Origin of the sequence: Anatilimnocola floriformis (genome assembly GCF_024256385.1) — a bacterium.
GTDB lineage: Bacteria > Planctomycetota > Planctomycetia > Pirellulales > Pirellulaceae > Anatilimnocola > Anatilimnocola floriformis.
In genome coordinates, this window is the sequence record NZ_JAMLFW010000001.1 from 6,021,858 (window position 1) to 6,047,965 (window position 26,108).

Here is a 26,108-nt window from a genome sequence, read left to right on the forward strand (position 1 = left end):
ATGAAAACCAGAGCTGCGAACGGAAGCGCCGCCAGTGACTCTCACGCCAGCGAAATCGACGCTGGTGAACGAGAGCGGCTGGCCAAAATCCTGGACGAATATCTCGTCGGCCTCGAACGGGGCGAAGCCATCGAGCCCGCCGAGCTGCTCGCTCGCCATCCCGATATGGCCGATCGGCTGCGTGGTTATTTGAGCGGCCTGGCCCTCTTTCAACGCGAGCTCGATCCGCCGGCTTCACCACTGCCGGTTCTCGGCGGTGCTGCCAATGGCACGATCCTCGGCGACTTCCGCCTACTCCGCGAGATCGGTCGCGGCGGCATGGGAATCGTCTACGAAGCAGTGCAAATGTCGCTCGGTCGGCGCGTCGCGGTCAAGCTGTTGCCGCTGTCGGCATCGGTCAACGAAAAGCAGATTGCCCGCTTCAAGCACGAAGCCCAAGCGGCTGCTCAGATCGATCACCCGCACATCGTGCCGGTGTTTGCGATCGGACAAGAACACATCACGCACTACTTCGCCATGCAGCTGATCACCGGTCAGTCGCTGGCCGAAATGGTGGCCGAGCTGCGCGATGAAGCAGCCGTGACCAACGCCGCTGAAACGCTCGATCACGTCGCCGCCGTCGCCCGCATGGGCGTGCAAGCCGCCGAAGCACTCGACGCGGCTCACGAAATCGGCGTGGTCCATCGCGACATCAAACCGTCGAACCTGCTGCTCGATGAAAAGGGCAAAGTCTGGGTTACCGACTTCGGTGTGGCCCGCTGCAAATCGAGCGACGCGCTGACCGAAACCGGCTACGTCGTCGGCAGCATGCCTTACATGAGTCCCGAACAGGCCCTCGGCCAATCGGCGCTCGTGGATCATCGCACCGACATCTATTCGCTGGGTATCACGCTTTACGAACTTGCCACGTTACGTCATCCCTGCGAAGGTGCCGCTCACGCCGAGACTGCCATCGAGCACACACGCGCTCAGTGGCAACGGCCGCGCGCTTGGAACAGCGCAATCCCGACCGATTTCGAAGTCATCATTCTCAAAGCGATGAGCGAGGATCGCGACGAGCGCTACGCCACCGCTCGCGAACTAGCCGATGATCTAAAGCTCTTCCTCGAAGGCAAACCGATCCTGGCTCGGCCGCTGCCGCTCAGCGCTCGCATCGAAAAATGGGCCCGCCGTCACCGCAAAACGGTGGTGGCATCGCTCATTTCTCTGTCGCTCGCGCTCGTCGGCGTGGTCTTCAGCCTAGTGATGATCGCCGGCGAACGGGCCGAAAAGGGCGCCGCCCTGCAAGCCGCCCGGCAGAGCAATCAAGAGTCGGAAAAGAACTTCCGCCGCGCCGAAGCCAATTTCCGGCAGACCCGCGAAATGCTCGATACCTTCGGCGCGCAGGTCAACGAGATGCTGGCCAACGACGTGCCGGGCTCGGAAGGAATCCGCCGCAAGCTGCTCGCCAAGATGCTTCCTTATTATCGCGACTTCGCCCGCGAAGCCGCGAACGATCCTTCGCTGCAGGCCGATCTCGCGCTCACCTACAGCAAGATCGGCAACCTGTCGGAGCAAATCGGTTCTCTGGAAGAAGCCGAGCAAGCCTATCGCGATGCTCAGAGCATTTATGAGCGACTGGTCAAATCACGGCCGCGCGATCTGCAACATCTGCGCAGCTTGGCGCTCTGCGATAACAACCTGGGCGAAGTCCTGCAGAAGCGTGGCGATTTATACTCCGCCGAAAAACAACTGCAACGGGCCGCCGCCGCGCAAACCAAGCTGGTGACCAATGCGACTCTCGCTGGCGAGGTTCGTCCGGAACTGGCAACGGCGCAAGTCAACTTGGGGCTGCTCTTCAGCCAGAAGAACGACAAAGTCCGCGCGGTCGAACATTATCAGGTCGCGATTCAGATTCAGGAATCGATTCGCAAAGTCGATCCCGACAACGAAGCCAATCTGAATAGCCTGGCCGGCACTTACAACAACTTGAGCTCGCTCTACTTGCCCGCTCAGCCCGCTGTGGCCAAGGAGTGGGTCGAACGCGCGATCGGCCTGCAAGTGGCCCTGATCAAGGCTCAGCCCGGCCGACGGAACTATCAAAGCGAACTAGCCGTCAGCTTCAATAACCTGGGCGCGATTCACGGCCGCATGTCGAACTGGCGTGATGCTGAGACGTGCTTCCGCGATGCGATCACGATTCAAGAACGGCTCACAACCATCTCGCCGCTGAACAACAATTATCAGCGTGATCTGGCGGCCTCGTTCAATAACCTGGGCATGACGCAAGCGAGCGCGAAGTCATTTGTTGCGGCCGAAAAGTCTTACCAAGCCGCTCTCGAGATTCAGCTGGAACTCTTGACGGCCCTTCCTGGCGATCCAAATATCTGCAGCAGCCTCGGCGGTATCTACAACAACCTGGGGATCATTCAGCTGCAGAACGAGCAGTGGGAACCAGCCGAAAAGTCGTTTGCCGCCGCAATCGCGCAGCAAAAGATCGCCTTCGCGCGAGCCCCCGCCGTGTCTCGATATCGTGAGTCGCTCAGCAAGCATTACTACAACCAGGCCACGGTGCTGCGACACCTCGATCGCCCCGCCGAAGCGGCCGCTGTGACCATCGCTCGCCGCGAACTGTGGCCACGCGACCAGGCAAGGCTGCAACGGCTCGCCGAAGATCTCGCGGCCATTTGCAACGAGTTGCCAGCCGGTGAAGTGCGGCAGCGGTATCAAACCGAAGTCGCTCAAACCCGAGCCCGGGCCTCGAAGAGCAAACGAGATGCGAGCCCTGCCGGCGGACCGCGGCAGTACAGCGTTTCGAGCGAGTGCGACGAGCAAAGCATCGACTTGGAGATTAAGTGATGCTGAAATTCATTCAACAACTGCTGCCAGCACGGAAGCGCCGCATGAAGTCATCGCGCAACAGCCATCCATCGCGCGCTCGATTCGAGTTTCTCGAATCTCGCTGCATGCTTTCGAGCACGCCGTTCAGCGAACGTACGCTGCTCACGTCGACGGAAGTCGTGAATTTCGGCATCACCAACAGCTATCTCAACCAAGGTACGCTCTCGAACGAAGTTGCTCCGCCGAAGGTCGACATCAAACCGGATCCAGAAGACGGCGGGATGATTCCCTTGCCGGGCAGTTCTAAAGAGATCAATCCGCCCGTGGTTCCGCCGCCAAAGGGTGACGCGGGAACTAAGCAGGATGCCCAAAACCAACAGCAAGGCAACGAGCCGCTGTTGCCGGTCGACGATGACTCGGGCTCCGATACGGACCCGATCAATGTGGGCGATGGTTCGGATCTGACCTTTGATGCGCATCCCTCCGATGATCCTTCGCCGCGCGAGGTCCGCTCGGTGCTGCAAATGCTCGCCGCGCTGAAGTACCCTGTCGGCGGCGTGACCGAAACCGTGCGAAGCGAAGAAGCCGAAAAGCCGTTCGAGTTGATCCGCCAGCGCGAACGCACGGCCGACCCCGATGCCGCTGCGGTCGCCATCGCCATCAGCGAGATCGCCGACGAACTCGACGCCGCCCCGCCCGCGACCGAAGCCTCGGTCCGCACGCTGCTCGAAATCGCCGTTCCCATGGATCGCTCGGCTGGCCGTTATCAGGCCTTCGAAGTGCTGACGACCGAGGAAGTCTCGTTCGTGCCGCATGACGGTTCGCCGGTAGAAGAGCTCGTGCCCGTGGTCGACGGCTTAAACCCCGTCGCCCCCAAGACGAACGAAGCCACCGCCCACGAAATGCAAACTGCTGCACCCGGTGCTGCCGAAGTTGGCATGTCGGGCTGCGGCTTTGAGCCGCTGACCGCAGCCGACGAGCAACGCAGTTCGGTCTGGTCGCTAACCCTCGGCCTGGTCGCTTTCGGCTTTGTGCTGCAATTGCTCCCGAAACGGCACTCCGACCTGCTGAAAACCCAAGCCCGGCAGATCTGGGACAAACTGGTGGCGTTCACGGGCACCGGCCGGCGGCGAGCAAAAGTAGCCCCTTTTCCGGAAATCTGATTGACACGATGGTGCGGATTCTTAGAATGAAGAAGAGCTGAGACTGGATCTCAAAATCAACAAGACCTCTCCTGCCTGCCGCACAATCCCACCTTCGGTTTCCCATGCAAACCACTGAAACGATTTTGAGCGCTATTCCTGCGCTCTCGGACAAGGAACGTCTGGTCGTCGTGCTCGTGCAATCTGCCGAAGGGAGCCGCCTGGAACTGCGTCAGCAGTCGTACGGCGAAGGTCTGGGCTGGTTCACGCAGTCGAAGGTGCAAATGGAGCCCGGCCAAGTCGCCCAGCTCAAGAATTCTCTCGGCCAAGCCAACGGCAACGGCATGTCCCGCCTGCCCAAGACCTTCGGCCAACTCTCGACCCCCGCCTGGCAACCGCGCCTGGTCCAAGCCGATTCGGCTTAGTCAGGATTTAGGGCAGCAGTCTTAAAAACTGCCGTACTCATCCGCCGCTTGGTCGCGCCGCCGTTCGTGCTAGAATTAGCTCGGCGAACCAATACTCGACTGGCGCGTCATTGATTCTGGATGGATGGCCGAGTGGTTTAAGGCAGCAGTCTTGAAAACTGCCGTATCCGTGAGGGTACCGGGGGTTCGAATCCCTCTCCATCCGCTGCATCCTTTGGTGGGCCGCGCTTACGGCTTATCCCCTCGCTGTGGAATCAGCGATCGAACTTGCTCCAGCAATTCCAGACACGCTCCGGCTTTATTGAGGGTGTAGAAATGAATTCCCGGTACTCCCTCGCGCAGCAATTCTTCGGTTTGGCGAACCGAGTACTCCAGGCCCACGGCGTACTGGGCTGAGCGATCGTGTTTGACACGCTCCAAACTGTCGGCCAGTTCCTGCGGAACAAAGGTGCCACATAAGTTGGCAATGTGTGCGACGCGATCATATTCGGTGATCGGCATCAGACCTGGCACGATCGGCACCTCGACTCCCAGAACCGCCAGCGAGTCGCGGTACCGCAGGAATCGCTGGTTGTCGAAGAACAGTTGCGTGTAGATCGCATCTGCCCCAGCGCGCACCTTGCGCGCTGTGTGCTGCAAGTCGGTGGGTTCGTCTGCGGCTTCAGGATGTTTCTCGGGATAGCCAGCGACGCCGATTCCCGCAGTGGGAATTTTGGAACGGATGAGCTCGACCAGTTGGTAAGCAAATTCGAAATCGCCAGGGCGCGCAGAGCGAACCTTCGGTCGATCGCCGCGGAGCGCCATGAAATTTACTACGCCGGATTGGTTGCTGTTATGTAGCCAGTCGCACAATCCAGCGGTCGTGCTTTCCAGGCAAGTGAGGTGCGCAACGGCTGGCAACGATGCTTCCTGCTGGATGACGCGGCACCAATCCAACGTGCGCTGGTTCGTCGAGCCGACAGCGCCGTACGTGCAAGAGATGAACGCTGGTTGCCAGCGAGCTAACTCACCGATCGCGCTGCGCAGGGATTGTTCTCCCTCCGCAGACTTCGGTGGAAAAATCTCGAATGACAGCCCGAAACGTCCGTCGCGATAGTGTTCACGCAAGTTCACGTCAAACTCCTGCCGCACGCAACTTCTTGGCGGCAGAAACCATGTTGGTCAGCGCAGGGATTACTTCTTCCCACTGACGCGTCTTCAAGCCGCAATCGGGATTCACCCACAATCGCTCGGCTGGAATACGTTCGCCCGCTTTGCGCATCAACTTGATGATGTGCTCTTCGGTGGGAATGTTCGGCGAATGGATGTCGTAAACGCCGGGCCCGATTTCGTTCGGATACTTGAAGTTCTCGAACACTTCGAGCAATTCCATATCGGAACGCGACGTTTCGATCGTGATTGCATCAGCATCCATCTGAGCGATGGCTTCGATGATGTCGTTGAACTCCGAATAGCACATGTGAGTGTGGATCTGCGTCTTGTCGGCAACACCGTTGGCGGCGATGCGGAACGACAACACCGACCAATCGAGATACTCTTGCCATTGCGATCGTCGCAGCGGAAGGCCCTCGCGAAGGGCTGCCTCGTCGATTTGAATGATCCGGACACCAGCCTTTTCCAGATCCAGCACCTCTTCGCGAATCGCCAAGGCAATCTGCTTGCACGAAGTCGAGCGAGGCTGATCGTCGCGAACAAATGACCAGTTCAAAATCGTCACTGGGCCCGTGAGCATTCCCTTCATCGGCTTGTTGGTGAGCGACTGAGCGTACGCAGTCCATTCCACAGTCATCGCCTTCGGACGGCTAATGTCTCCGAACAATATCGGCGGCTTTACGCAGCGCGAACCGTACGACTGTACCCAGCCAAATTCGCTGAAGGTGAAGCCGTCGAGTTGCTCGCCGAAGTATTCGACCATGTCGTTCCGCTCGGCTTCGCCGTGGACGAACACGTCGAGCCCCAGCGACTCCTGCTCCTTCACGCAGCGGGCAATCTCGTTTTGCATCGCGGTACGATAGGCCGCGTCGTCGATCTTGCCGGCTTTGAATTGGTTCCGCGCCCGACGGATTTCCGCAGTTTGCGGAAACGAACCGATCGTGGTGGTGGGATACTTCGGCAGCTTCAGGATGTCAGCTTGCGTTTTGGCTCGCTGGGCGTAGCCGTTTTTACGATTGCCGAGTTGAGCATTGAGCTTTGCCAGCGCGTCTTTAACAGTCGGATTGTTGACCCGCGGCGAGTTGCGACGTGATGCAATTGCCGCGGCGTTGGCGTCGAGCTCAACCTTCACCGCGCTACGGCCACTCACCAAAGCCGCTTTGAGGACGCGGATTTCTTCCAATTTCTGCTTGGCAAACGCTAACCAGTTTTTGATCTCGCCGTTGAGTTTCCGCTCGCTGTCGAGATCCACCGGTACGTGCAACAACGAGCACGACGGAGCAATCCACAACCGATCGCCCAATTGCTTGGCAATCGGTTCGAGCCAATCAAGCGTGCCGTTGAGGTCAGCCTTCCAGATGTTGCGACCGTTGATGACTCCCAGCGAGACGATGCGATCACCTGGCAGGTTTTTGATCAGCGTTTCGACTTCATTGCGAGCGTTGACTGTGTCGAGATGCACGCCGGCCACTGGCAGCTTCGCGACGAGCGCCAGATTGTCTTGCAACTGGCCGAAGTAGGTCGTCAGCAACAACTTGACTGGCGACTTCGCCAGCGTTTGATAGGCAGTTTCGAACGCCACTTTCCATTCGGCAGCGAGTTCCGTCACTAAGATCGCTTCGTCGATCTGCACCCATTCGGCACCCTCAGCAGCGATCGCTGCCAACAATTGCTGATAGACCGGCAACAGCTTGGACAGCAGCGTCAACTTGTGCGAATCGTCCTTCGCCTTACCCAAGGCCAGGTAAGTGACGGGGCCGATGACGACCGGCTTGACGTTCACACCTTGGGCCTTGGCTTCACGGATCTGTTCAATCAACCGCGAAGAATCCAGGCTAAAAGTAGTGTTCGCTTGGAACTCAGGCACGATGTAGTGGTAGTTCGTGTCGAACCACTTGGTCATCTCGCCTGCCGCAACTTCGCCGGCAGCAGTCGGGGCCGATCGGCCGCGGGCGACGCGGAAGAAGTTGTCGAGCTTGTCGTCATTGAAATCGCGGACTCGCTCGGGAAGATTGCCGAGCGTGAAGCTCATATCGAGCATCTGGTCATAGAAGGAGAAGTCGCCGACCGGCACGTAGTCGAGACAAGCCTGTGCCTGGGAATTCTGCTTTCGCAAGTCGGCGCCGACCGACTTGAGTGCATCCAGTGATGATTTGCCCTTCCAGTATTCTTCCTGGGCAAACTTCAACTCTCGATCAGGGCCGATGCGGGGGAATCCCAAGTTATGTGCTTTGACCATGTTCTCTCTCGTATCCGAAGCGGATTGATTCAACGGGGCGATTTCGCGTCAAGGTTAGCGATTCACGGCTATGAGCGGAAATGATAATATTTCACGAGTACATGAAATCTGTTCATTGATTAACCGGAGCGCGAAATGGCCGCGATCGAACGCACGCACTTGGAAATCATCCGGGCCATCAACCAGCTTGGTTCATTGACTGCCGCTGCGGAGTCGCTGTTTCTCACGCAACCCGCGCTCAGTCACTCGATTCACAAGTTGGAGGACACTCTCGGACTCAAGATCTGGACCCGCGAAGGTCGCTCGTTGCGATTGACGCAGGCAGGAGAATATCTGGCCGCCGTTGCGAATCGCTTGCTTCCGCAGTTGGAACGCGCGGAATTGCAACTGCAGCAATTTGCCCAAGGCGAGCGCGGCACCATGCGGATCGGCATGGAATGCCATCCCTGTTACCAATGGCTGCTGAAAATCGCCGCGCCGTTTCTGGAGGCCTGGCCGCGCGTAGATCTCGATGTAATTCAAAAATTCCAGTTTGGTGGGATCGAAGCCCTGATTGGGCACGACATTGATGTGCTAGTGACGCCCGACCCGCTGAAAAAGCCCGAGCTGATCTTTGAACCAGTCTTCGACTACGAACAGGTACTGGTGGTCGGCAGTGATCACCCTTACCGCAAAGCGAAGTTCATTCGCCCCGAACAGTTGTCAGATCAAATACTGATCACGTATCCGGTTTCGACCGATCGGCTCGACATCTTCAACCGCTTCCTGACGCCAGCGGGTGTCATCCCCAAAAAACACAAGTTGATCGAAACCACCGACATCATGCTGCAAATGGTTGCCAGCGGCCGAGGTGTCGCTGCACTGCCGCGTTGGTTGGTGCAAGAGCAACAGGACCGCTTCCAGATCCTCCCGATTCGACTCGGCGAGAAGGGAATCGACAAACAGATTTTTCTTGGCCTGCGCAAGAAAGACTTGGAGGTCGATTACCTGAAGGCCTTCATCGAGATCGCGCGTTCCAGCAAGGCGATCAAGAAGGTGAAGCCGGAAACATGCTAATTTGCCGGCCCGCGGCCGTTGGGGTGCGCCGCCAGAGTTGCTCAAGGCTTGGCTTTCGAGTTAAGCAGCGTGCTGACCTCAGCCCATAACTCCTGGCAGAGTTTTTGCTCGCTGGGCGGCAACTTCGTTAACTCGCTCGCTTCGCGAAGCCCGGCCAAGTCATCCTCGGTTTGCCATTGCTGCAACCGCTGCAGTGTTTTTGAGCGAGCCTGTTCGTTGCTGCTGTCGAGCGATTGGCGACAGGCAGCGAGTTCCTGGCGAAGCCATTCGAGGGCTTGCCCGCGCCAATTCGCCCGTTGCAGATGTTCCAGGTCGGCAACATCGGAACCTCGCCCGCAACCCGCACAGGCCGCGGCCCGTGCTGCGGCGTAGCGATGGTCTGTTTCCAGCAAGTTTGAGTCGGCGGTGAAGGCTTCATCGTAAATTCGCGCCAGTGCTGCATTCCGTTCGGTGAATTGGCAAATGCCGATCAGCGCGAGTCGTTCGTCGTTGTCTTGCGGGCGATAGGTTCCTGCCATGAACCCTGAGTAATTCAGCAAGATCATCTGCTCTGCTTCACGGCGGAGCACCTGATAAATCCACGCGTCCTGGTGTTTGCAATGATTCAAACGCCAATCGTAAGAGGTCACCGCTGCGGCCAGAGTGCGGCGCGATTCTTGTTCCTGTCCGCGTTGGTATAGCGCCATTGCGAGCACCAACCGCGGTGCAGGGCCGAGCACACGGGAGGCATCTCCCTTCATCGTGGCAATCGCCTGGTCGAATTTGCCCTGTCGAAATTCGGCGAGGCCGCGCGCAAAGAGGTAGTAGGAATTAAAGCCACCCGTCTTGGCAGTCGGTGAAGCGAGCGCACATTCGGCCAGTGAGACCGCGGTCGCCAACTCTTTACCCTGCACGGGTGTCAGCAACGTCATGCGACTAACCTGCTCGGCAAAGCGTGCATCTGTAGTCGCGCCGTATTTTCGCAGCATTTCACGGCGGGCTTGCCGATACTCTTCTTCCTTGCCGAGGAAGAGAGAGAGTTCGGCGTAGCCATACCAGGCGTTGTACTGCGTCGGAGAATGAGCCAGGGCGGCCTGCCATGCGGCTTGTGCTTCTTCCAGCCTGCCACGTTTCACGTAATACTCCCGCAGCGCCTTTTGTGATTCCAAGCGAAGGGGTTCCAGTTCAACGGCCTTCCGCAATGAGACGAGTGCCGCGGTATCGTTTCCTTGGCGCTCCAGAATCGTTCCGAGCTCCTTTTGGGCCAATACAAAATCTGGGTGGCTTTGAATGACACCGCGAAGATGCTCAGCGGCAGCCTCAGGGCGATGCAAATCAACGAGACGCCGGGCGTAATTCAGATTGTAAATCTCGACGGAAGGATCGAGCTCCGTCGCGCGGCGACATTGCTCGGCGGCTTCTTCACGACGACCAACTTCGAGCAGTGCGTTGCCAAATAGATTGCGAGCCAGCGCCGACTCAGGCCGAAGCGCCACTGCCGTCTGCACATAACCCAGGCCCTCGCCAGGCACTTTGTTCAAGCGGTGGAACCCGCCGAGCCGCAAGTTGAGCCAAAAATCGTCCGGATGAAGCTGATAGCGACGCTTTAGAATTGCCATGCGTTCGGCTGCGGGGGAATGCTGGTTGCTCAAATACATTTCGAGAGTAACCATTGGCATGAGCGCAGGATCACTCTGCGGCCGCGAGTCAATCAGTTCCTTGAGTGCGTCCCAATCTTTCAAAACGGCTGGATCGCGCGCCCTCAATCGCCAACTCGATTGGTCGGGATCGGCTCTGCGAGCAACATCCAACATCCAGATGGTGCGTTCGGAACTCATGTTTTGAGTAACGACCGCGTACCAATCGAGCGCGGCGATCAGCGCCTCACGAATGGCAGATTGGCGGATCTTCTGCGCGACGATCTCCGGGTTGTCGCCAACGGTGCCAATCTGCGCGGCGCGCAGTGCTTCGACGAAATCCTTGTCGTAATTCTCAAAGGCGATGCCGCCGACAATGGCTTCGACGCCTTTCAAGTGAAAGACATCAAGACGCGCAGCCAAGTCGAGATCGCGCGTACCTTGGTCAATGAGTTGGCGCAGTTCCACCGGCGTGCTGCTTCCCAGACGCCCATTCGCACGATCGCGCGCGGCGCTGGCGTCTGGCCAGGCAGAGCTTTTCAAATAGCGAACCATATCGCGTACATCTTCGTGCGCGGCCTGGGCCTTTGCTGATCGGTCTGAGAGAAGCCACAGGCCGCCGCCAGCGAAGGCCAACGTCGAGAGCGCCGCGATTGCCACTGCGGTTGCCAGAATAGGTTGGCGGCAGATTTGTCGAATCCACCGGGCGATGGCAACTTCTGGGCGGGCCGCGATGGCTTCACCCAGCAGATAGCGGTGCAAATCGTCTGCCAGTGCTGCGGCGGTGACATAGCGATGTTGCGGCTCTTTCTGCAGACACATCAGACAAATGGTCTGCAGATCGCGCGGCACTTTGCGATTCAATCGCGCTGGCGGAACAGGCTCCTGCTGGATCACCTGCACGAGCGTTTCCGCTTGCGTTGCTCCGTGAAATGGTGGCCGGCCCGTCAGCAGTTCATACAGAATCGCGCCGAGCGCATAGATGTCGGCGGCAGGTCCGATATCGCGCGATTGACCGCGGGCCTGCTCAGGAGCCATGTAACTGGGCGTGCCGAGAGGAACACCGCTGAGCGTGAGTTCAACGCCACCTTCCAAACGTCGAGCCAAGCCGAAATCGGTGATCTTAGGAGTGCCTTCGGGCGTGAACAGGATGTTGGCCGGCTTGAGGTCGCGGTGAACGATCCCGCCCTGGTGCGCCGCGTGAACAGCTTCCGCGAGAGTCGCCACCAACGCGGCAGCTTCGCGCGGCGACTTCGGTACCGCCGCGGTTCGCTGCGCCAGACTCCCCCCTTCGATCAATTCCATCGTGAAGTAGGCACGACCCGTTAAGTCACCCACGTCGTAGATCTGCACGACGTTCGGATGTCGCAGAGCGGCAACTGCTTCCGACTCACGACGAAACCGTTCTCGCTCATGCTCGCTTGCATACGAACCGGCGAGCGTCATTTTTAAGGCAACCAAGCGAGAGAGCTTCACGTGCCGAGCGCGAAAGACAATTCCCATTCCACCTTGTCCGAGCACCGCGTCGACTTCATAACCCGGCACCTGCGGCAATTCGTCGGGCAACTGCCTCGCGTATTTCTCGTTCGTCGGGACGGGCAACAGCGCGTCGAGTTCCGCGCGAGCCAGACAGATCTGCCGCCAGCGCGCGCGGACGACGGGCAGAAGTTCGGGGCAACGCGCGCAGACTTCCTCCGGGTTGGAATCGTGATCGGACAATTCGTCGAGCAGCGCTTGCACGCGCGCATCATCGGGCATTTCAACATTCCACGTTATGGCGACCGCTTGTCACTGTGAGCGGGATTGAGGTCGCCCAATTGCTCCGTCAGTAGCCGGAGCCCTCGATCCAATCTCCGTTGCACTGTCTTGGGAGAAACACCGAGCAACTCGGCGGCCTCGCCATAGGTAAGCCCTTGAATTCGGACCAGGTCAAACGCCTCGCGTTCGTCTTGTGGGAGGTTATCGATCGTCTCCAGCAAACGACGGCCAACCGGCGACAGGCCGCAGTCGCTGCTAGCCGGATTGGGAATCTTCCCCTCCTGCAACTCCATAGCCGTCGGCTGATTATCCAAGCGTCGGGCCAAGTCATTTAGTTCCCATCGCATGTGCTGACCGGCCAGTGCGAAGAACTCACGAACCGTTCGCGGACGGGCTTCTCGCAACGCCTTCAGCAACCGCTCGACAACCGCGCTCAGCAATTCATCGGTTTGGAGACGAAGAGGCGAGCGGGTTAGCCGTGGGTAATCGCGGTGCAGTAACGTGGCGCAAAGCTTTTGCAGCCGCAGTATTGCCCGGTCGAGCAGTTGACGGACGATCGGCTCGGTAGGGGTCTCTCCCTTCAACTCTCCCAAGTATCGCTCGACAACGGCGGTGGTATTCTCGTCGGTCATGGTCGCATGTCCGAACTTCGATGTCGGAATCAGAACTCGGAATCAAAATGCCGTGTACTTGGATGAGAGGATTGCTGCAATGTACTCAAAAATTTTCGTGAAGAGCAAATGACGAACTCACTCGTTTTGCGTGACCAGCACATTTTTACTCGACGAGACGTCCGTGAATTCGTGAAAATTTACGGCAAGTGTCCAGCCCTCACGCTTGGCTAGTGCGAAGAGTCGAACTCAGCAATTGGCAGCTCATCGAGAACGGAGAAAAGCCATGAAAGCCGCTCGTATCAGGGAGTACAACAAGCCCCTCGTACTCGAGGATGTGCCAGCTCCTGACTTTCAGCCCGACGAAGTGCTAGTCCGCGTGCAAGCTTGCGGGATGTGCCGTTCGGATGTGCAACTCGTGGATGGATACTTCCGCAGATACAACGACATTCCTACGCCCATCATTCCGGGGCATGAAATCACGGGACTCGTGGATAAGCTGGGCGGCCTCGTGCCCAAGGCGTCGGGGCTGGCGGAGGGGGACCATGTGGTTGTCGCGCCCGGTTGGGGCGATGGCACTTGCCGGCACTGCCTGGTCGGCAATACGCACATTTGTCCCAATGTGCGCTGGCCCGGATTTGGGCCCGCTGGCGGCTTTGCCGAGTACATTGCCGTTCCCGCGCGATACCTGATTAAGGTTGAGCGTCGACTCAAGTTCGAAGAACTCGCGCCGCTCACCGATGCTGGTGTGACGCCCTATCGTGGGATCAAAAAACTACGCGACGGCGGTGCGCTCGCGCCGGGCCGAGTCTTGGGAGTGTTCGGCATCGGCGGGCTGGGGGGATATGCTGTGCAGTACGCAAAGCTGCTCGGCGGCGGCATCACAGTTGTCGCCTTTGCTCGCAATGCCGAGAAGCTCCGCATCGCGCAGGAGTATGGCGCCGATCACACGATTTCGGTGAAGGACAAGTCCGCCGCCGAAGTTGGCAAGGAACTGCGCAATCTAACGGGGCAGAGCGATCTGGACGCGGTCATCGATTGTGCCGGCGCACCAGAGATGATGCAGCTGGCCTTCAGCCTGTTGTCGATCAGCGGTCATTATGTCGACGTCGGTTTGGTCGGCGATCGGATCGAGATTCCGCTGTTCCCGCGAGTTTCGCGCGAACAGACATTTCAGGGCTCGTTCTGGGGCAACAACAGCGATCTAAGTGAAGTCATGGCACTCGCTGCCCAGGGCAAGATTCGCCACATAGTGACAACGATCACATTCGACCAGATCAACGAATACCTTGAACTGCTGAGGTCAGGAGAAGTGATTGGCCGGGCAGTCGTGAAGTTCTAGAGTGCAATTCCAATCATCTACAAATGAATCAACGGAGCTCAGACGCCAATGTCCAAGAAAATTCTGATCATTGTTTCCAACGCGAGTTCGATCGGTCCTCGCAAGCGGCGAACCGGCACCTTTTTGTCGGAGGTGGCCCATCCGTACGCTGAATTCACCAAGGCCGGGTATCAAGTCGATTTCGTCAGCCTCACCGGCGAATCGCCCTTTTTGGATGCTCTCAATTTGGCTGACGATCCTGCGAACCTGGCGTTCTTGACCGGCAAAGGTTGGGCAGCGATGCATCAAGCCGGCAAGCTCGCCGATGTGAATGTTGGCGCCTACGACGCCATCTTTGTGCCTGGTGGATTGGCGCCGATGGCTGATTTGCCGGAGGCGCCGCTCCTCAAGAAAGTCATTGCCGAAACCTGGGAGCGAGGCGCCGTCGTCGGCGCAGTCTGCCATGGCCCTGTGTCGTTGCTGAATGTGAAATTGAGCGACGGTTCTTATCTGGTGAACGGCAAGAACATGACTTCCTTCACCGATGAGGAAGAAGAGAATTACGCGAAGGCCGACGTCCCATTCTTACTGCAAACTGCGCTCACCAAACAAGGCGCAAAGTTTCATGCAGCCGCGCCTTGGTCGGCCAACAGTCTGGCCGACGGCAAGCTGGTGACCGGCCAAAACCCCGCGTCGGCCCAGGGTGTGGGCGAAAAGATGGTGGCCCTCTTAGGGAAGTAATTGCAGCGGCCGTCTTTGCCTGCGGCTTCTTGCACCGGCAACTTCAGCTGGGTTAAAACAGCGAACGCACTCAATCCCGCCTTTCGCGCCCGCTTGGAGTTTGCTCGCCATGGCCCGTTTGTCTCGTCGCCGGTTTTTGTCTGCTTCCGCCGCGGCGTCGAGCGCGCTGGCTTTGGGCGCTTGGGTGAATGTCGCGCCGGCCGCGCAGTCGAAGTCGCCGAATGAGAAGTTGAATCTAGCCGGCGTCGGCGTGACCGGTCGGGCCGGGGCAAACTTGCAAGAATTGTCGTACGAGAACCTGGTGTGCATGGCCGATGTCGACAGCAGCAATCTCGACAAGGCCGCGGTGAAGTTCAGCGAGGCCCATAAATATCGCGACTTTCGCGAGATGCTCGAGAAGGAAGCAGACAAGATCGATGCCGTGGTGGTCGGCACTCCCGATCACACGCATGCACCAGCAGCCGCGATGGCCCTGCGGTTGAAGAAGCACACCTACTGCGAAAAACCATTGACGCACACCGTGGTCGAAGCCCGTACGCTGGCCAACCTGGCGAAAGAGAATAAGCTCGTCACGCAGATGGGAAATCAGATTCACGCTGGCGACAACTATCGCCGTGTCGTCGAACTGGTGCAGACCGGCAGCATCGGCGATGTGGGCGAAGTGCACGTCTGGGCGAACGCAGTTTATACCGACGCGAAGTTCACCACCGATAAACCTTGCCCGCCGAATCTCGATTGGAATTTGTGGCTCGGGCCGGCTCAGGAACGGCCCTACAGCGATGGCGTGCATCCGTTCAATTGGCGGAAGTTCTGGGATTACGGCACTGGTTCGCTCGGCGACTTCGGCTGCCATTACATGGACCTGCCGCACTGGGCGCTCGAGCTGCGCGGGCCAACATCGGTCGAAGCGACCGGTACCCCTTATGATCCCGTGAGTTGCCCCGGTTGGTGCATTGCAAAGTACGAGTATCCGGCCCGCGGCAAATTCCCCGCCTGCAAGTTGACCTGGTACGACAGCGGCAAAAAGCCGGAAGAAAAACTCGCCGAACTAACGCACAGCAAAGTGAAGCCAGCGACCTGGAACAGCGGCGTGCTGTTTGTCGGCAGCAAGGGTTCGCTACTCGCCAACTACGGCGATCACTATTTGTTCCCCGAGGATAAGTTCGCCGATTTCAAACGGCCTGAGCAGACGATTCGGAAATCGATCGGCCATCACCGCGAGTGGACCAATGCGATTCGCAACGGCGGACCGACGACAACCAACTTCGATTACGCCGGTTCGCTCACCGAGTCTGTGCTGCTCGGCACTGTGGCGTTTCGTCACGGCAGCAAGATCGAATGGGATTCAGCGAACTTGAAAATCACCAATGCCCCCGATGCGGCAAAATGGCTCCACAAAGAGTATCGGAAGGGCTGGACGCTTTAGACTGGCACTGCGACTCGCAGCAGATTTGCAATTTGAGCGAGCAACTTCAAACGATCGAGCGGCTTCGTTGCGTAATCATTGCAGCCGGCTGCCAGACACTTGTCGCGATCCCCCGACATGGCGTGGGCGGTAAGTGCGATGATCGGCCCATCGTAGTTGCGCGTCCGCAAGTACGTGGCAGCCGCATAGCCATCCATCACCGGCATCTGCATATCCATCAGGATCAAATCGAAAGGCCGCTGATCCATAACGGCGGCCAGCGCAGTTTGCACGGCGATATGGCCGTTGTCGACAACCGTGACCGTAGCGCCGGCCTTCTTCAAGATAAAGGAAATCAGCCGCTGATTATCAGGGCCATCTTCGGCGAGCAAGATGCGACACCCCGGAGGTAGCGGTTGCTCGTTGGTTGGAGCGTGAGTCGATTTAGATTCGCGCGGCAGATTCGGTGCTTCAGGCGGCGCGGGTTCGAGTGTTGGATCCGCCGCTCGCACCATCACGCGGAATGTCGTGCCCGTACCCGGAATCGAATTGACGATTGTCACGTCGCCACCGAGCATCTGGGCCAGTCGCTTGCTGATCGTCAGACCAAGCCCCGTGCCACCGAACTTGCGTGTCGTCGAGTTGTCGGCCTGCGTGAACGGTCGGAAGAGTTTTTTCATCTCTTGGGGAGTCATTCCCGCGCCGGTGTCGATTACGTCGAAGACGAGTTCGGCGATTCGCTTCCCCGCGGCATCTGTAGCGAGGGACGAGTTCGCGACAATCCGCACGCCGCCTTGCTCGGTGAACTTGATCGCATTGCCGACCAGATTCACCAGGATTTGCTTGAGACGCAGCGGATCGGTTTGCACGGTCGATGGCAGCACGCCGGCGACTTCGATTTGCAGCGTTAGATTTTTTTCCTGCGTCCGCAGCCGCATCAGCGATTCAACTTCGGTAATCAACTGCAGCGGCGAGCATTCGATGGCTTCGACTCCGACCTTGCCGACTTCGATCTTCGAAAGATCGAGAATGTCGTTGATCAAGCCGAGCAAGTGCTCGCCGTTGCGATGGATGGTCTGCAACGCTTCGACGCGATGCGGCGGCGCCTTGGTCAGATCACCTTCGGTCAGCAGCAAATCGGAGTAGCCCAGGATCGCCGTCATCGGCGTGCGGATTTCGTGGCTCATGTTGGCCAGGAATTCGCTCTTCGCGCGGCTGGCCCGTTCGGCTTCGTCTTTGAGCGATTCCATTTCCTGCGCCGATTCCTGTAGCGCTGCCGCTTGCGCGCCGAGGCAACTGTGGGCGGCTTCGAGATCGCGAGTGCGCTGAGTCAGCTCTTCATTCGAGAACTGCAACCGCTCTTCGATCAGCTTGCGATCGGTGATATCGATCATCACGCCGCGCAGCTTCGTTGAGCTGGGGTCCTTCGACACCGACACGAGATCATCGACCCACACGATGTCGCCCGTTGCCGAAAACATGCGGTACTGAATTCGATGGTCTCGGCCCCCCTGCGTCTCGGAAAGGCAGTATTGCACGGCCTGATCGCGATCATGCGGGTGGAGCGTTCTTTTCCAGAATCCAGGCTGATACCATTCCTCGAGCGGGTAACCCAGCTTCACCGCGCAGGGCGAAACGTAGACGAAGGCATCGGTCGTGGCGTCGTATTCCCAGAGGATGACATCCGTGCCGCCGATCAGTAGGCGGAGTTGTTCCTCGCTGCGGGCCAGCGAATCGGACTTCTCTGCAAGCTCGCTCGTGCGGATCTCGACGAGTTGTTCGATCTCGGTATGCACATTGATCAGCTCGGCTTGCCGCGTGGCGACCTCCCACATTTCACGGCGGGAACGCACGCAGTTCAAGATCAAAAACACATCCTCAAAAATCATCCAGCCGATGTGCTCTAACGCTCGCACCAGGCTGAAATGAAAGTCGCCAAAAACCGACTGTGGCCAAAGTACGCCGCGAATTAAGTGATCGCCGGCCGCAACAGTGGTTGCCGTGATTAGCACTTTCCAATCGCGATAAAACGCAAGCAAGGCCAGCGAACCAAACGCATGAAAGTGCGTTTCGATCCGGCCGCCTGAGAGATGCACAAGGAGCGCCGACATCAACATCTGGCCGACCGCAATCAAGTGACGCGTAAGGGCCGTGCCGGGGAGAAAGATCGCGTAAGCGGCCGGCACGCTGATGATCGCGCCGCCGAGCAGAATGGACACGCCAATGTGCGGATGCAGCGTGCTGGAGAGTCCCGCCCACGTCAGCGGTGCGACCCACACGGCCAGCATAAAACCAAACACCCACTGAGCCACGAGCAACCAGGCAAACAGCCGATCGGTCTCGTGGTAGACCTGCTGTTGATGGATGCTCAGCAGTTCGGCAGCGAGGGCCTGATGGCGAGATTGAGCGGTGGCGTGCGTGGCGTCATTCATCGCGTTGCCCCCATTCCATGCTGCGCAACGGCAACGAACGGGCCGCGGCCAATGTCAGCCGGGTCACGGGTTCGACGTCGGGAGAGGACGGGACTGCGCATGAGGATTCAGGGTCGCGGAATGCGAATCATCCTTATTCTTTCGGCAGCCGTCAGAGCTTGACATCGCCGCGCCGCAAAAATGACAAGCTGTGCGGACCATTCACGCCGAAGGTAGTCGGCTGGCGGGGTAAGGAAGATAATGGTTGTGCCGACAAGGAAGCCCGTAGCGCTCGCGACGGAGTCGCTACAGCCAACGTTCCATCCGGTAATTCAGAAATGCTGCCCCGCGCGAGAAGACGAGTTGGTCGGTGATCACGCGGAAACCGTGATTCAGAAAGAACGGCCGCGCGGTAATGCTCACCTCACTGAATATCCGCGCGTGTTGCTGTTTGGTAGCTCTCGCAAAAATAGCGGTCATCAGAGCAGTCCCCACGCCGCGGCCTTGGTAGTCGGCATGCACAAAGAACCGATCCAGATGACCATTAGCTTCGAGATCGCCGAAGCCGATCGGTTGCTCGGCGTCATTCGCCGCCACCGCACACCAGCGACTCATTAGCCTGGCGGCCCATACTTCGGGAAGAATTTCGGACGTCCACGCCGCAATTTGATCGGGCGCGTAGTCACGACAATTCACACGACGGATCGTGTCTTTGAACAGCTCCAGCAGCGGCGCCGCATCCGCAACACTGGCTTGGCGAATACGAATGCTCATTCGGGCCGCAGTACCGGGAACAAAATCACATCGCGAATGGTCTGCGTGTTCGTCAGCAACATCACCAGTCGGTCGATGCCGATGCCGAGACCACCGGCCGGCGGCATCGCATATTTCAGGGCGCGTACGAAGTCGGTATCCATCTTCGCCATGCTGTCTTCGGCGGCCTGGCCGGCGAGCTGCTGACTGAAGAGCTGTTCCTGCAGATCGGGATCGTTCAACTCGGTGTAAGCATTGGCCACTTCCATGCCATGCACAAACAGTTCGAACCGCTCGGCGACTTCTGGATTGCTGGTTTTTCGCTTCGTGAGCGGGCAAATGCTCGAGGGATAGTCGGTCACGAAAATCGGACCAACGAGAGCATCTTCGACCTTCTCCTCGAAGACTTCGCTCTTGATTACATCAGGATGCTTGCCAGCCGTTTCAAAACCGATCTTTTCAGCGAGGGCTTTTACGGCGGCCGCATCTTGCGGATCGATGCCCGTGTGTTCGCGGAACAGATCGTCATAGGTTCGCCGCTGGAACGGCGGCGTGAAATCGATTTGCTTCTCGCCCCACGGCCGCACATAGCTGCCGTCGAGAGCTTTGATCGCGTTGCAGATGACGGCTTCGGTCAGGTCCATCATCGTTTCATAATTGCCGAAGGCTTGATAAACCTCGAGCATCGTGAACTCGGGATTGTGCTTCGGGCTGATCCCTTCGTTGCGATACACGCGGCCGAGTTCGTACACGCGCTCCATGCCGCCGACGAGTAGTCGCTTCAAATGCAGCTCTAGCGCGATCCGCAGGAACAGCTGCATGTCGAGCGTGTTGTGATGCGTCTTAAACGGCCGAGCGGCGGCGCCACCGGCGATGGTGTGCAGCGTCGGTCCTTCGATTTCACAATAGCCTTGCAGATTGAGCGTGTTGCGAATCGAAGCCACAACCTTCGTGCGGCTCATGAAGCGCTGCATGGCGCCTTCGGTGTATGCCAGATCGAGATAGCGCATCCGATGGCGCAATTCAGGATCGGCCAGGCCGGCGTGCTTGTCCGGCGGCGGCAGGATGCACTTGCCGAGGAAGTGCAACTTTGCGGCGAAGATCGTCGGCTCGCCAGTCTTCGTATATTTGAATTCGCCATCGACTCCGATCAGGTCGCCGAGGTCGCAATTCTCGGCGAGCTTCCAACTTTCTTCGCCGACCTGAGCCTGACCGATCATCAGTTGTAGACGACCGGTCCAATCTTGAATGTTGATGAACCGCAGCTTGCCGGCGTCGCGTTGCAAAACGATGCGACCTGCGGCGCGAACGGTCGGTCCCTTCAGCTCGCCCTTACCCTGATCGGCAAGCCACTTACGAAAGTCGAGATCAGGTTGCGCTTCGCGATTCGGCGGCGCGATGCTGCTGCCGTCTTCCTTGACGAAGACAATTTCGCCTGCCAGCGCCCGGATCTCGCCAATCAGCGTCCGGTCATCAAACCGCTGGCCCCAGGGATCGATGCCCATGGCGATCAGCTTGCGCATTTTTTCCCGGCGGGCGGCTTCGTGTCCACCTTCGTTGCTGGTCGAGTCATCGGGAGTGATTGGGGCTGCAGTCATGGCTTTAGAAAGACAACAAAGACTTGAAAAAGTTCGCAATTTCGCACGTTGGAGGGCCTCATTTTAGGGCTTGGGTGCAGGGGGTCAACGCCAATGAAAAGGTGGGCTGCCAGCGACCAGTTTGCGTGACGAAGCGTACAGGTCCGGCCACGGCTCCCCGGCCCGTTCCTCGTTTTCTAACGGCTGAATTTGACGTAAGTCAGTCGACCGGCGCACCGAAACCGTCCAGTACGTTGAGAAATGGTCGCTCGGAATCGGTCAAAATCGCCGCCAAACCCGCGACCGGCGCACTTAACACTGTTAAATTTATTCAATATCGACAGCTAGAACTGTCTCGTACTTACGTCGACACACTTCGCATGCTTGCCGGTCGACGACGATCCTTTTAGGCTTGGCCCAACAGTTGCTTCCGTGGATGTGGTTGTTCCTCATTACCCTGCTCAAGGAGGCCCTTCCATGTTCCGGTTCGTGCTGCCAGTGGCTTTCGCGTCTTTGTTCGTTGTCGCTTCGATCCCTGTCTCACCAGCGCTGGCAGATGACACACCCGAACTGCAAAATGTCGAGCCCATGGTGGTCGAAGGAGCGGTGGTTTCGGCCAGCGCAGGACAACTGTCGTTGCGAACGGCAGATGGGAAGGAACACTCCTTCAAACCGGATGAAAAAACTCGCATCAACGTCAATGGCAAGCCAGGCAAGCTGGAAGAATTGAAAGCGGGGGTGCAAGTTCGCGTGATGGTCGACAAAATGGCGAAAGTCGTTTCGATTTCGACCGTGGACGACCGCAAATAGCCATTGGCTGTGGCGGAGTTGACACGGGCACCGGCGGAATCGAGATTCAGGTTACACTTTGTGATTAACAACCGGCGGATGAAGAGGCGGCTCCAATCATGGCAGCGATTTTTGACTACGCTGGCTCCTTGAGGCGAATGGGCAACGACCGCTCGCTGTTTCAGGAGATGGTCGCCTTATTGGCCGAGGATGCTCCGCAGTACCAGGCTCTCATCGCCGAGAGTTCGGGTAACCACGATTATCCCACGCTCAAGCGAGCTGCTCACACCTTGAAAGGACTCGTTCTCAACTTCGGCGCCACGCGAGCGGTGCTGGCCGCGGTAGCTCTGGAAAATTTGGCCGCCACGGCTGAGCGCGATAATCAAGAAGAAATCAATTTCCCCGCGGCCATGAATGAGTTGACCGCAGCACTTGATGAGCTGCAAAACGCACTGGCCAACCACTCCGATGGAGCGCCGATTCCCGAAAGCAATTTGTCTCGCACCACCACGCATTCGCAAAAACATTGAGCTGCACCAGACGCGGACCCTGTGTCCGCCGCTATTGCCGTAAGAGTTTGTTCTCCTTTCCATGCCTAATCAAGTTGCTAATAAAAGTCTGCTGTTGGGCTTTTTGCTGGTCATCGTGGCGATCGTGGCCAATACCGCGCTCACGTATTTCAACTTGATGCGCATCCATCGCAATTCCGAAGCCGTCGAACGTCAGCACAAGGCGCTCGACGAACTGCGGATGCTGCTCACCACACTGGTCGATGCCGAAACCGGTCAGCGCGGTTTTTTGATTACGGAAGATGAGAAATTCCTCGCCCCATACGAATCTGCGGCACTCCAACTGGAAGATAAAGTCGCCAGCGTCAAGCAACTGATGTCGACCGACCCTGAGCGGAAAAAGCACTTCGAGGAGCTCGCTGCCGCCATCGACCTGCGGATGCAATCGATTCGAAAGTCTCTCGAAATCCAAAAGACGGAAGGTCGCGACGCGGTCCGCGCCACCATCTTGCAAGGGAGTGGTAAACGCGCGATGGATCACGTCCGAACGATCATCGCCGCCATGGAAGCTCGCGAACGAGGTGAGCTGTCGGTACGGACTAATGAGTCGAATACCAGCTTCTACTTGTCGCTGGCAACTGGCCTGGCAACCGCACTGCTGGGGCTGTCCTTGGCCGTGGCCAGCTATTGGCTCGTGGGCCGCGATATCGAAAAGCGGCAGCAACTTTCCGAAGCTCTACAGAAATCGAAGGAGCGGCTCGAAGAACGCGTGCAAGCTCGTACGATGGAAATCGAAGCCAGCAACAAAGCCCTGCGCGAGGAAGTTACTGTTCGCACCAAAGCCGAACTGACGGCCATGACCGCCGCGCAAGAACTGCAGCGCAGCAATCGCGAATTGGAGCAGTTTGCTTCGGTGGCTTCGCACGACCTGCAGGAACCGCTGCGCAAGATTCAAGCCTTTGGCGACCGTTTGCAATCGAACTGCGGCCCGCAACTGGGCGAAAAAGGACTCGACTTTCTACAGCGAATTCTGGCGTCGGCTGGTCGCATGCGACGGCTGATCGATGACTTGCTCACCTTCTCGCGAGTTGCGAGCAAAGCGCAACCTTTCAGCGCGGTTGATCTCAACGAAATCGTCGACGAAATCGTCGGCGATCTGGAAACGCGGCTGCAAGATGCCGGCGGCAAATTTGAAATCGCCAAGCTGCCGCACATCGAAGCCGATCCCTCGCAGATGCGGCAGTTGTTCATGAATCTGCTGGCCAACGCCCTCAAGTTTCATCGGCCTGGAGTCGCGCCGATGGTCCGCATTTCGTCACACAACGTCGCAGCAAACGGCAACGGCCAACTCGATGGAACGAGGTTGCCGATGCAGTGCGAGATTACCGTCGAGGACAACGGCGTCGGCTTTGAGCAGGAATATGCCGAGCGGATTTTCGAGCTCTTTCAACGGCTGCATGGCCGCGACGAATATCAAGGGACCGGCATGGGCCTCGCCATTTGCCGCAAAATTGTGGAACGCCACGCCGGCAGCATCGCCGCGTTTGGCAAGCCGGGTGAAGGCTCGCGCTTCGTCTTCCGCCTTCCGATTCAGCAAAATTCCACAAAACAGGATCTAGTCGCATGATGAACCGCGAAGGAAAACCCATCACCATTCTGATGGCCGATGACGACGCCGATGACCGGCAAATGACGCTCGAAGCCTTCAGCGAAAGCCGCCTCGCGAACGATCTGCGCTTCGTCGAGGATGGCGCCGAATTGATGGATTATCTGTGCCGTCGCAACAAGTTCAGCGATCCCGCTTCGTCGCCCCGGCCGGGCTTGATTTTGCTTGATCTCAACATGCCGAAAAAAGACGGCCGCGAAGCCCTCCGCGAAATCAAAGCCGATCCGAAGCTGCGAAACATTCGCGTCGTGGTTATGACCACGTCGAAGGCCGAAGAAGACATCGTTCGCACTTACGATCTGGGCGCCGAGTCGTACGTGACCAAGCCGGTGACGTTCACTTCGCTCGTCGATGTGGTGCGCACGCTCGGCAAGTATTGGCTGGAGATCGTAGAGTTGCCGCAGGGACTTGATGGTGAAGCCAATGGATGACGGGCCAGTCCGCGTCCTTTTGGTGGAGGATGGTGAGGACGACTACATCCTGACCAAAGAGCTCTTTGAGGAGTTCCCAAAAGGGGCCTACACGCTCGATCGCGTCGCCGATTATGAATCGGCCGTTAGGGCCTTCGTGGAATGCCATCACGATCTGTATTTGATCGACTACCGCCTCGGCAAACGAAACGGGCTGGAGCTGATCGCCGAAGCGCAGCGACTTGGTTGTTCTGCTCCCGCCATCGTGCTGACCGGCCAGCGCGAGCGCGAGATCGATCTGCAAGCGATGCAAGTCGGTGCGGTCGACTACCTCGTCAAGGATCAACTGGCCCCCGACACACTCGAACGTGCGATGCGTTATGCGCTGCAACGCACTCGTCTCGAAGAAGTGATTCGCCGGGCCAATCTCGATTTAGAAAATCGCGTTCAGGAACGAACGGCCGAGCTGGCGCGCGTCAACGAAACATTGCAATCCGAAATCACCGAACGCAAGCGGGCCGAGGAAGCGCTTCGCGAAGCCGATCGACTCAAGGACGAGTTCGTAGCCATGCTCGCGCACGAACTGCACAATCCTCTCGCGCCCCTGTCGGCAGCGCTGCAGCTCTTCGACCCCGCCAATAGCAGCCCCGATCAGGTCGGCGAGCTGCGGGCAATGATGCTCCGCCAGGTTCAACACCTCGTCCGGCTGATTGATGATTTACTCGATGTATCACGTATTTCCCGTGGCAAAATGATCCTGCGACGAGCCGCCTGCAATCTCAACGATGTCATTGATACTGCGCTCGATATCGCCCAGCCGATCATTCAACATTCCAAGCACCGCCTGGAACTCGACCTGCCCGAAGAGCCATTGATTCTCGACGGCGATAAAGTGCGACTCGCGCAGATCATTAGCAATCTGCTGGTGAACGCCGCGAAGTATACGCCCGCCGGGGGCCGCATCGAATTGCATATCGAGCGTGCCGATGGCCAGGTGGTCATTCGCGTGCGCGACAACGGCGTGGGGATTCCGCCGGAAATGCTGATCAAGGTTTTCGAGCTTTTTACGCAGGTCGATACCTCGCACACTCGCTCGAGCGGCGGTCTCGGCATCGGCCTGACGCTGGTAAAGACGCTCGTCGAAATGCACGGCGGCACGATCGAAGCCCGCAGTCAGGGCACCGGCTACGGCAGCGAGTTCATCGTGCGTCTGCCGCTGCTGAAGAAGCCGACCACGCCGAAGGTGGAAATCCCGGTCGTGCCGCAGCGGAGTGTGCCGGCGTTTCGCATTTTGATTGTCGACGACAACGAATCGGCCGGCTATCTGCATGGCCGGTTGCTGCAGAAGCTAGGTCAGCACGTACACAATGTGACAAGCGCGGCGGCAGCGCTGGAAGTGCTCGATTCGCTGCAGCCCGATGTGCTGATTTCCGATATCGCGATGCCCGAAATGTCGGGCTATGAATTAGCCGCGGCGATTCGCGCTCGTGGCGGTGTGCAGCCGAAGTTGATTGCACTCACCGGGTACGGCCGCGACATCGATCGCAAGCAAGCGCTCGATGCGGGCTTCGATCATCATCTGACGAAGCCGGTAGAGCTAGACGCGCTCGAAGCCCTCTTGGCTTCACTGTAGACGTAGGCCGGAACAAGCTGTACTCAGCGCAGTTCCGGCGGGCACTGCAGCTCCTGCCGGCTTCGTAGTGTAGT

Annotated in this window: 19 protein-coding genes and 1 tRNA gene; 13 read left to right on the forward strand and 7 right to left on the reverse strand. The window is 58.3% G+C overall.

Translation table 11 applies throughout. The features are described from left to right. From M9Q49_RS23930 to M9Q49_RS23945, 4 genes are all read left to right on the forward strand, one after another. Positions 1–2,838 carry a serine/threonine-protein kinase gene (locus tag M9Q49_RS23930; protein WP_254511522.1) on the forward strand — a complete coding sequence of 946 codons (2,838 nt, stop codon included), beginning with the start codon at positions 1–3 and terminating at the stop codon, positions 2,836–2,838. Further along, complete coding sequence (locus M9Q49_RS23935) at positions 2,838–3,983, forward strand: hypothetical protein (protein ID WP_254511524.1); 1,146 nt, start codon at positions 2,838–2,840, stop codon at positions 3,981–3,983. Before M9Q49_RS23930 ends, M9Q49_RS23935 begins: the two co-directional genes overlap by 1 nt. A 104-nt stretch (positions 3,984–4,087) precedes the next feature. Beyond that, positions 4,088–4,387: a hypothetical protein gene (locus M9Q49_RS23940; RefSeq protein ID WP_254511526.1), complete on the forward strand. Its 300-nt coding sequence runs from the start codon at positions 4,088–4,090 to the stop codon at positions 4,385–4,387. A gap of 118 nt (positions 4,388–4,505) precedes the next feature. Beyond that, positions 4,506–4,592 (forward strand) — tRNA-Ser (locus M9Q49_RS23945). Between the two features lie 23 nt (positions 4,593–4,615). Here the strand turns inward: M9Q49_RS23945 and metF are convergent. Then, positions 4,616–5,500 (reverse strand): methylenetetrahydrofolate reductase [NAD(P)H], encoded by an 885-nt coding sequence (metF, locus tag M9Q49_RS23950; protein WP_254511528.1) that lies wholly within the window; start codon positions 5,498–5,500, stop codon positions 4,616–4,618. A 1-nt stretch (position 5,501) separates the two neighbouring features. Continuing rightward, positions 5,502–7,778, reverse strand: a complete 2,277-nt coding sequence (gene metE, locus M9Q49_RS23955) for a 5-methyltetrahydropteroyltriglutamate--homocysteine S-methyltransferase (protein WP_254511530.1) — start codon at positions 7,776–7,778, stop codon at positions 5,502–5,504. 135 nt (positions 7,779–7,913) lie between these two features. Between metE and M9Q49_RS23960 the strand changes: the two genes are divergently transcribed. After that, the gene (locus tag M9Q49_RS23960) at positions 7,914–8,834 is read left to right on the forward strand and encodes a LysR family transcriptional regulator (RefSeq protein ID WP_254511532.1); all 921 of its coding nucleotides are present in this window, start codon (positions 7,914–7,916) and stop codon (positions 8,832–8,834) included. A gap of 41 nt (positions 8,835–8,875) precedes the next feature. Here M9Q49_RS23960 and M9Q49_RS23965 read toward each other — a convergent pair whose 3' ends face one another. Together M9Q49_RS23965 and M9Q49_RS23970 are read right to left on the reverse strand one after the other, a co-directional pair. Further along, positions 8,876–12,208 carry a serine/threonine-protein kinase gene (locus tag M9Q49_RS23965; protein ID WP_254511534.1) on the reverse strand — a complete coding sequence of 1,111 codons (3,333 nt, stop codon included), beginning with the start codon at positions 12,206–12,208 and terminating at the stop codon, positions 8,876–8,878. 14 nt (positions 12,209–12,222) lie between these two features. Beyond that, on the reverse strand, positions 12,223–12,840 hold the full coding sequence (locus M9Q49_RS23970) for an RNA polymerase sigma factor (protein ID WP_254511536.1): 618 nt from the start codon (positions 12,838–12,840) through the stop codon (positions 12,223–12,225). 265 nt (positions 12,841–13,105) lie between these two features. Here M9Q49_RS23970 and M9Q49_RS23975 point away from each other — a divergent pair, with 265 nt between their 5' ends. The 3 genes from M9Q49_RS23975 (at position 13,106) to M9Q49_RS23985 (ending at position 16,307) form a co-directional block, all read left to right on the forward strand. After that, positions 13,106–14,161 carry an NAD(P)-dependent alcohol dehydrogenase gene (locus M9Q49_RS23975; RefSeq protein WP_254511538.1) on the forward strand — a complete coding sequence of 352 codons (1,056 nt, stop codon included), beginning with the start codon at positions 13,106–13,108 and terminating at the stop codon, positions 14,159–14,161. A gap of 48 nt (positions 14,162–14,209) precedes the next feature. Then, the gene (locus tag M9Q49_RS23980) at positions 14,210–14,881 is read left to right on the forward strand and encodes a type 1 glutamine amidotransferase domain-containing protein (RefSeq protein ID WP_254511540.1); all 672 of its coding nucleotides are present in this window, start codon (positions 14,210–14,212) and stop codon (positions 14,879–14,881) included. 109 nt (positions 14,882–14,990) lie between these two features. Then, a complete protein-coding gene (locus M9Q49_RS23985; protein ID WP_254511541.1) occupies positions 14,991–16,307 on the forward strand; it encodes a Gfo/Idh/MocA family protein in 1,317 nt (438 codons plus the stop codon). On the opposite strand, the gene M9Q49_RS23990 is transcribed toward M9Q49_RS23985, so the two are convergent. From M9Q49_RS23990 to lysS, 3 genes are all read right to left on the reverse strand, one after another. Then, the gene (locus M9Q49_RS23990; protein ID WP_254511543.1) at positions 16,304–18,718 is read right to left on the reverse strand and encodes an ATP-binding protein; all 2,415 of its coding nucleotides are present in this window, start codon (positions 18,716–18,718) and stop codon (positions 16,304–16,306) included. The two genes, M9Q49_RS23985 and M9Q49_RS23990, sit on opposite strands and share 4 nt — an antisense overlap. A 285-nt stretch (positions 18,719–19,003) precedes the next feature. After that, a complete protein-coding gene (locus M9Q49_RS23995; RefSeq protein WP_254511545.1) occupies positions 19,004–19,471 on the reverse strand; it encodes a GNAT family N-acetyltransferase in 468 nt (155 codons plus the stop codon). Next, positions 19,468–21,048, reverse strand: coding sequence for a lysine--tRNA ligase (gene lysS, locus M9Q49_RS24000; protein ID WP_254511547.1), 1,581 nt, complete (start codon positions 21,046–21,048; stop codon positions 19,468–19,470). Before lysS ends, M9Q49_RS23995 begins: the two co-directional genes overlap by 4 nt. Before the next feature lie 456 nt (positions 21,049–21,504). Between lysS and M9Q49_RS24005 the strand changes: the two genes are divergently transcribed. From M9Q49_RS24005 to M9Q49_RS24025, 5 genes are all read left to right on the forward strand, one after another. Beyond that, positions 21,505–21,837 carry a hypothetical protein gene (locus M9Q49_RS24005; protein ID WP_254511548.1) on the forward strand — a complete coding sequence of 111 codons (333 nt, stop codon included), beginning with the start codon at positions 21,505–21,507 and terminating at the stop codon, positions 21,835–21,837. A gap of 98 nt (positions 21,838–21,935) precedes the next feature. Beyond that, positions 21,936–22,346 (forward strand): Hpt domain-containing protein, encoded by a 411-nt coding sequence (locus M9Q49_RS24010; protein WP_254511550.1) that lies wholly within the window; start codon positions 21,936–21,938, stop codon positions 22,344–22,346. A 61-nt stretch (positions 22,347–22,407) separates the two neighbouring features. Beyond that, complete coding sequence (locus M9Q49_RS24015; RefSeq protein WP_254511552.1) at positions 22,408–23,952, forward strand: sensor histidine kinase; 1,545 nt, start codon at positions 22,408–22,410, stop codon at positions 23,950–23,952. Beyond that, positions 23,949–24,422 (forward strand): response regulator, encoded by a 474-nt coding sequence (locus M9Q49_RS24020; protein ID WP_254511554.1) that lies wholly within the window; start codon positions 23,949–23,951, stop codon positions 24,420–24,422. Before M9Q49_RS24015 ends, M9Q49_RS24020 begins: the two co-directional genes overlap by 4 nt. Continuing rightward, entirely contained in the window at positions 24,415–26,034 is a 1,620-nt protein-coding gene (locus M9Q49_RS24025; RefSeq protein WP_254511556.1) for an ATP-binding response regulator, read from the forward strand. The genes M9Q49_RS24020 and M9Q49_RS24025 overlap by 8 nt, the downstream gene beginning before the upstream one ends. Positions 26,035–26,108: the final 74 nt, after the last annotated feature.

Coding starts and splice junctions, on each gene's coding strand:
- M9Q49_RS23990 (WP_254511543.1), bottom strand. CDS start 18,718: ATGAATGACGCCACGCACGCCACCGCTCAATCTCGCCATCAGGCCCTC.
- lysS (WP_254511547.1), bottom strand. CDS start 21,048: ATGACTGCAGCCCCAATCACTCCCGATGACTCGACCAGCAACGAAGGT.
- M9Q49_RS23940 (WP_254511526.1), top strand. CDS start 4,088: ATGCAAACCACTGAAACGATTTTGAGCGCTATTCCTGCGCTCTCGGAC.
- M9Q49_RS23965 (WP_254511534.1), bottom strand. CDS start 12,208: ATGCCCGATGATGCGCGCGTGCAAGCGCTGCTCGACGAATTGTCCGAT.
- M9Q49_RS23985 (WP_254511541.1), top strand. CDS start 14,991: ATGGCCCGTTTGTCTCGTCGCCGGTTTTTGTCTGCTTCCGCCGCGGCG.
- M9Q49_RS23935 (WP_254511524.1), top strand. CDS start 2,838: ATGCTGAAATTCATTCAACAACTGCTGCCAGCACGGAAGCGCCGCATG.
- M9Q49_RS23970 (WP_254511536.1), bottom strand. CDS start 12,840: ATGACCGACGAGAATACCACCGCCGTTGTCGAGCGATACTTGGGAGAG.
- M9Q49_RS23930 (WP_254511522.1), top strand. CDS start 1: ATGAAAACCAGAGCTGCGAACGGAAGCGCCGCCAGTGACTCTCACGCC.
- M9Q49_RS23980 (WP_254511540.1), top strand. CDS start 14,210: ATGTCCAAGAAAATTCTGATCATTGTTTCCAACGCGAGTTCGATCGGT.
- M9Q49_RS24025 (WP_254511556.1), top strand. CDS start 24,415: ATGGATGACGGGCCAGTCCGCGTCCTTTTGGTGGAGGATGGTGAGGAC.
- M9Q49_RS23995 (WP_254511545.1), bottom strand. CDS start 19,471: ATGAGCATTCGTATTCGCCAAGCCAGTGTTGCGGATGCGGCGCCGCTG.
- M9Q49_RS23960 (WP_254511532.1), top strand. CDS start 7,914: ATGGCCGCGATCGAACGCACGCACTTGGAAATCATCCGGGCCATCAAC.
- metE (WP_254511530.1), bottom strand. CDS start 7,778: ATGGTCAAAGCACATAACTTGGGATTCCCCCGCATCGGCCCTGATCGA.
- M9Q49_RS23975 (WP_254511538.1), top strand. CDS start 13,106: ATGAAAGCCGCTCGTATCAGGGAGTACAACAAGCCCCTCGTACTCGAG.
- M9Q49_RS24020 (WP_254511554.1), top strand. CDS start 23,949: ATGATGAACCGCGAAGGAAAACCCATCACCATTCTGATGGCCGATGAC.
- M9Q49_RS24015 (WP_254511552.1), top strand. CDS start 22,408: ATGCCTAATCAAGTTGCTAATAAAAGTCTGCTGTTGGGCTTTTTGCTG.
- M9Q49_RS24010 (WP_254511550.1), top strand. CDS start 21,936: ATGGCAGCGATTTTTGACTACGCTGGCTCCTTGAGGCGAATGGGCAAC.
- M9Q49_RS24005 (WP_254511548.1), top strand. CDS start 21,505: ATGTTCCGGTTCGTGCTGCCAGTGGCTTTCGCGTCTTTGTTCGTTGTC.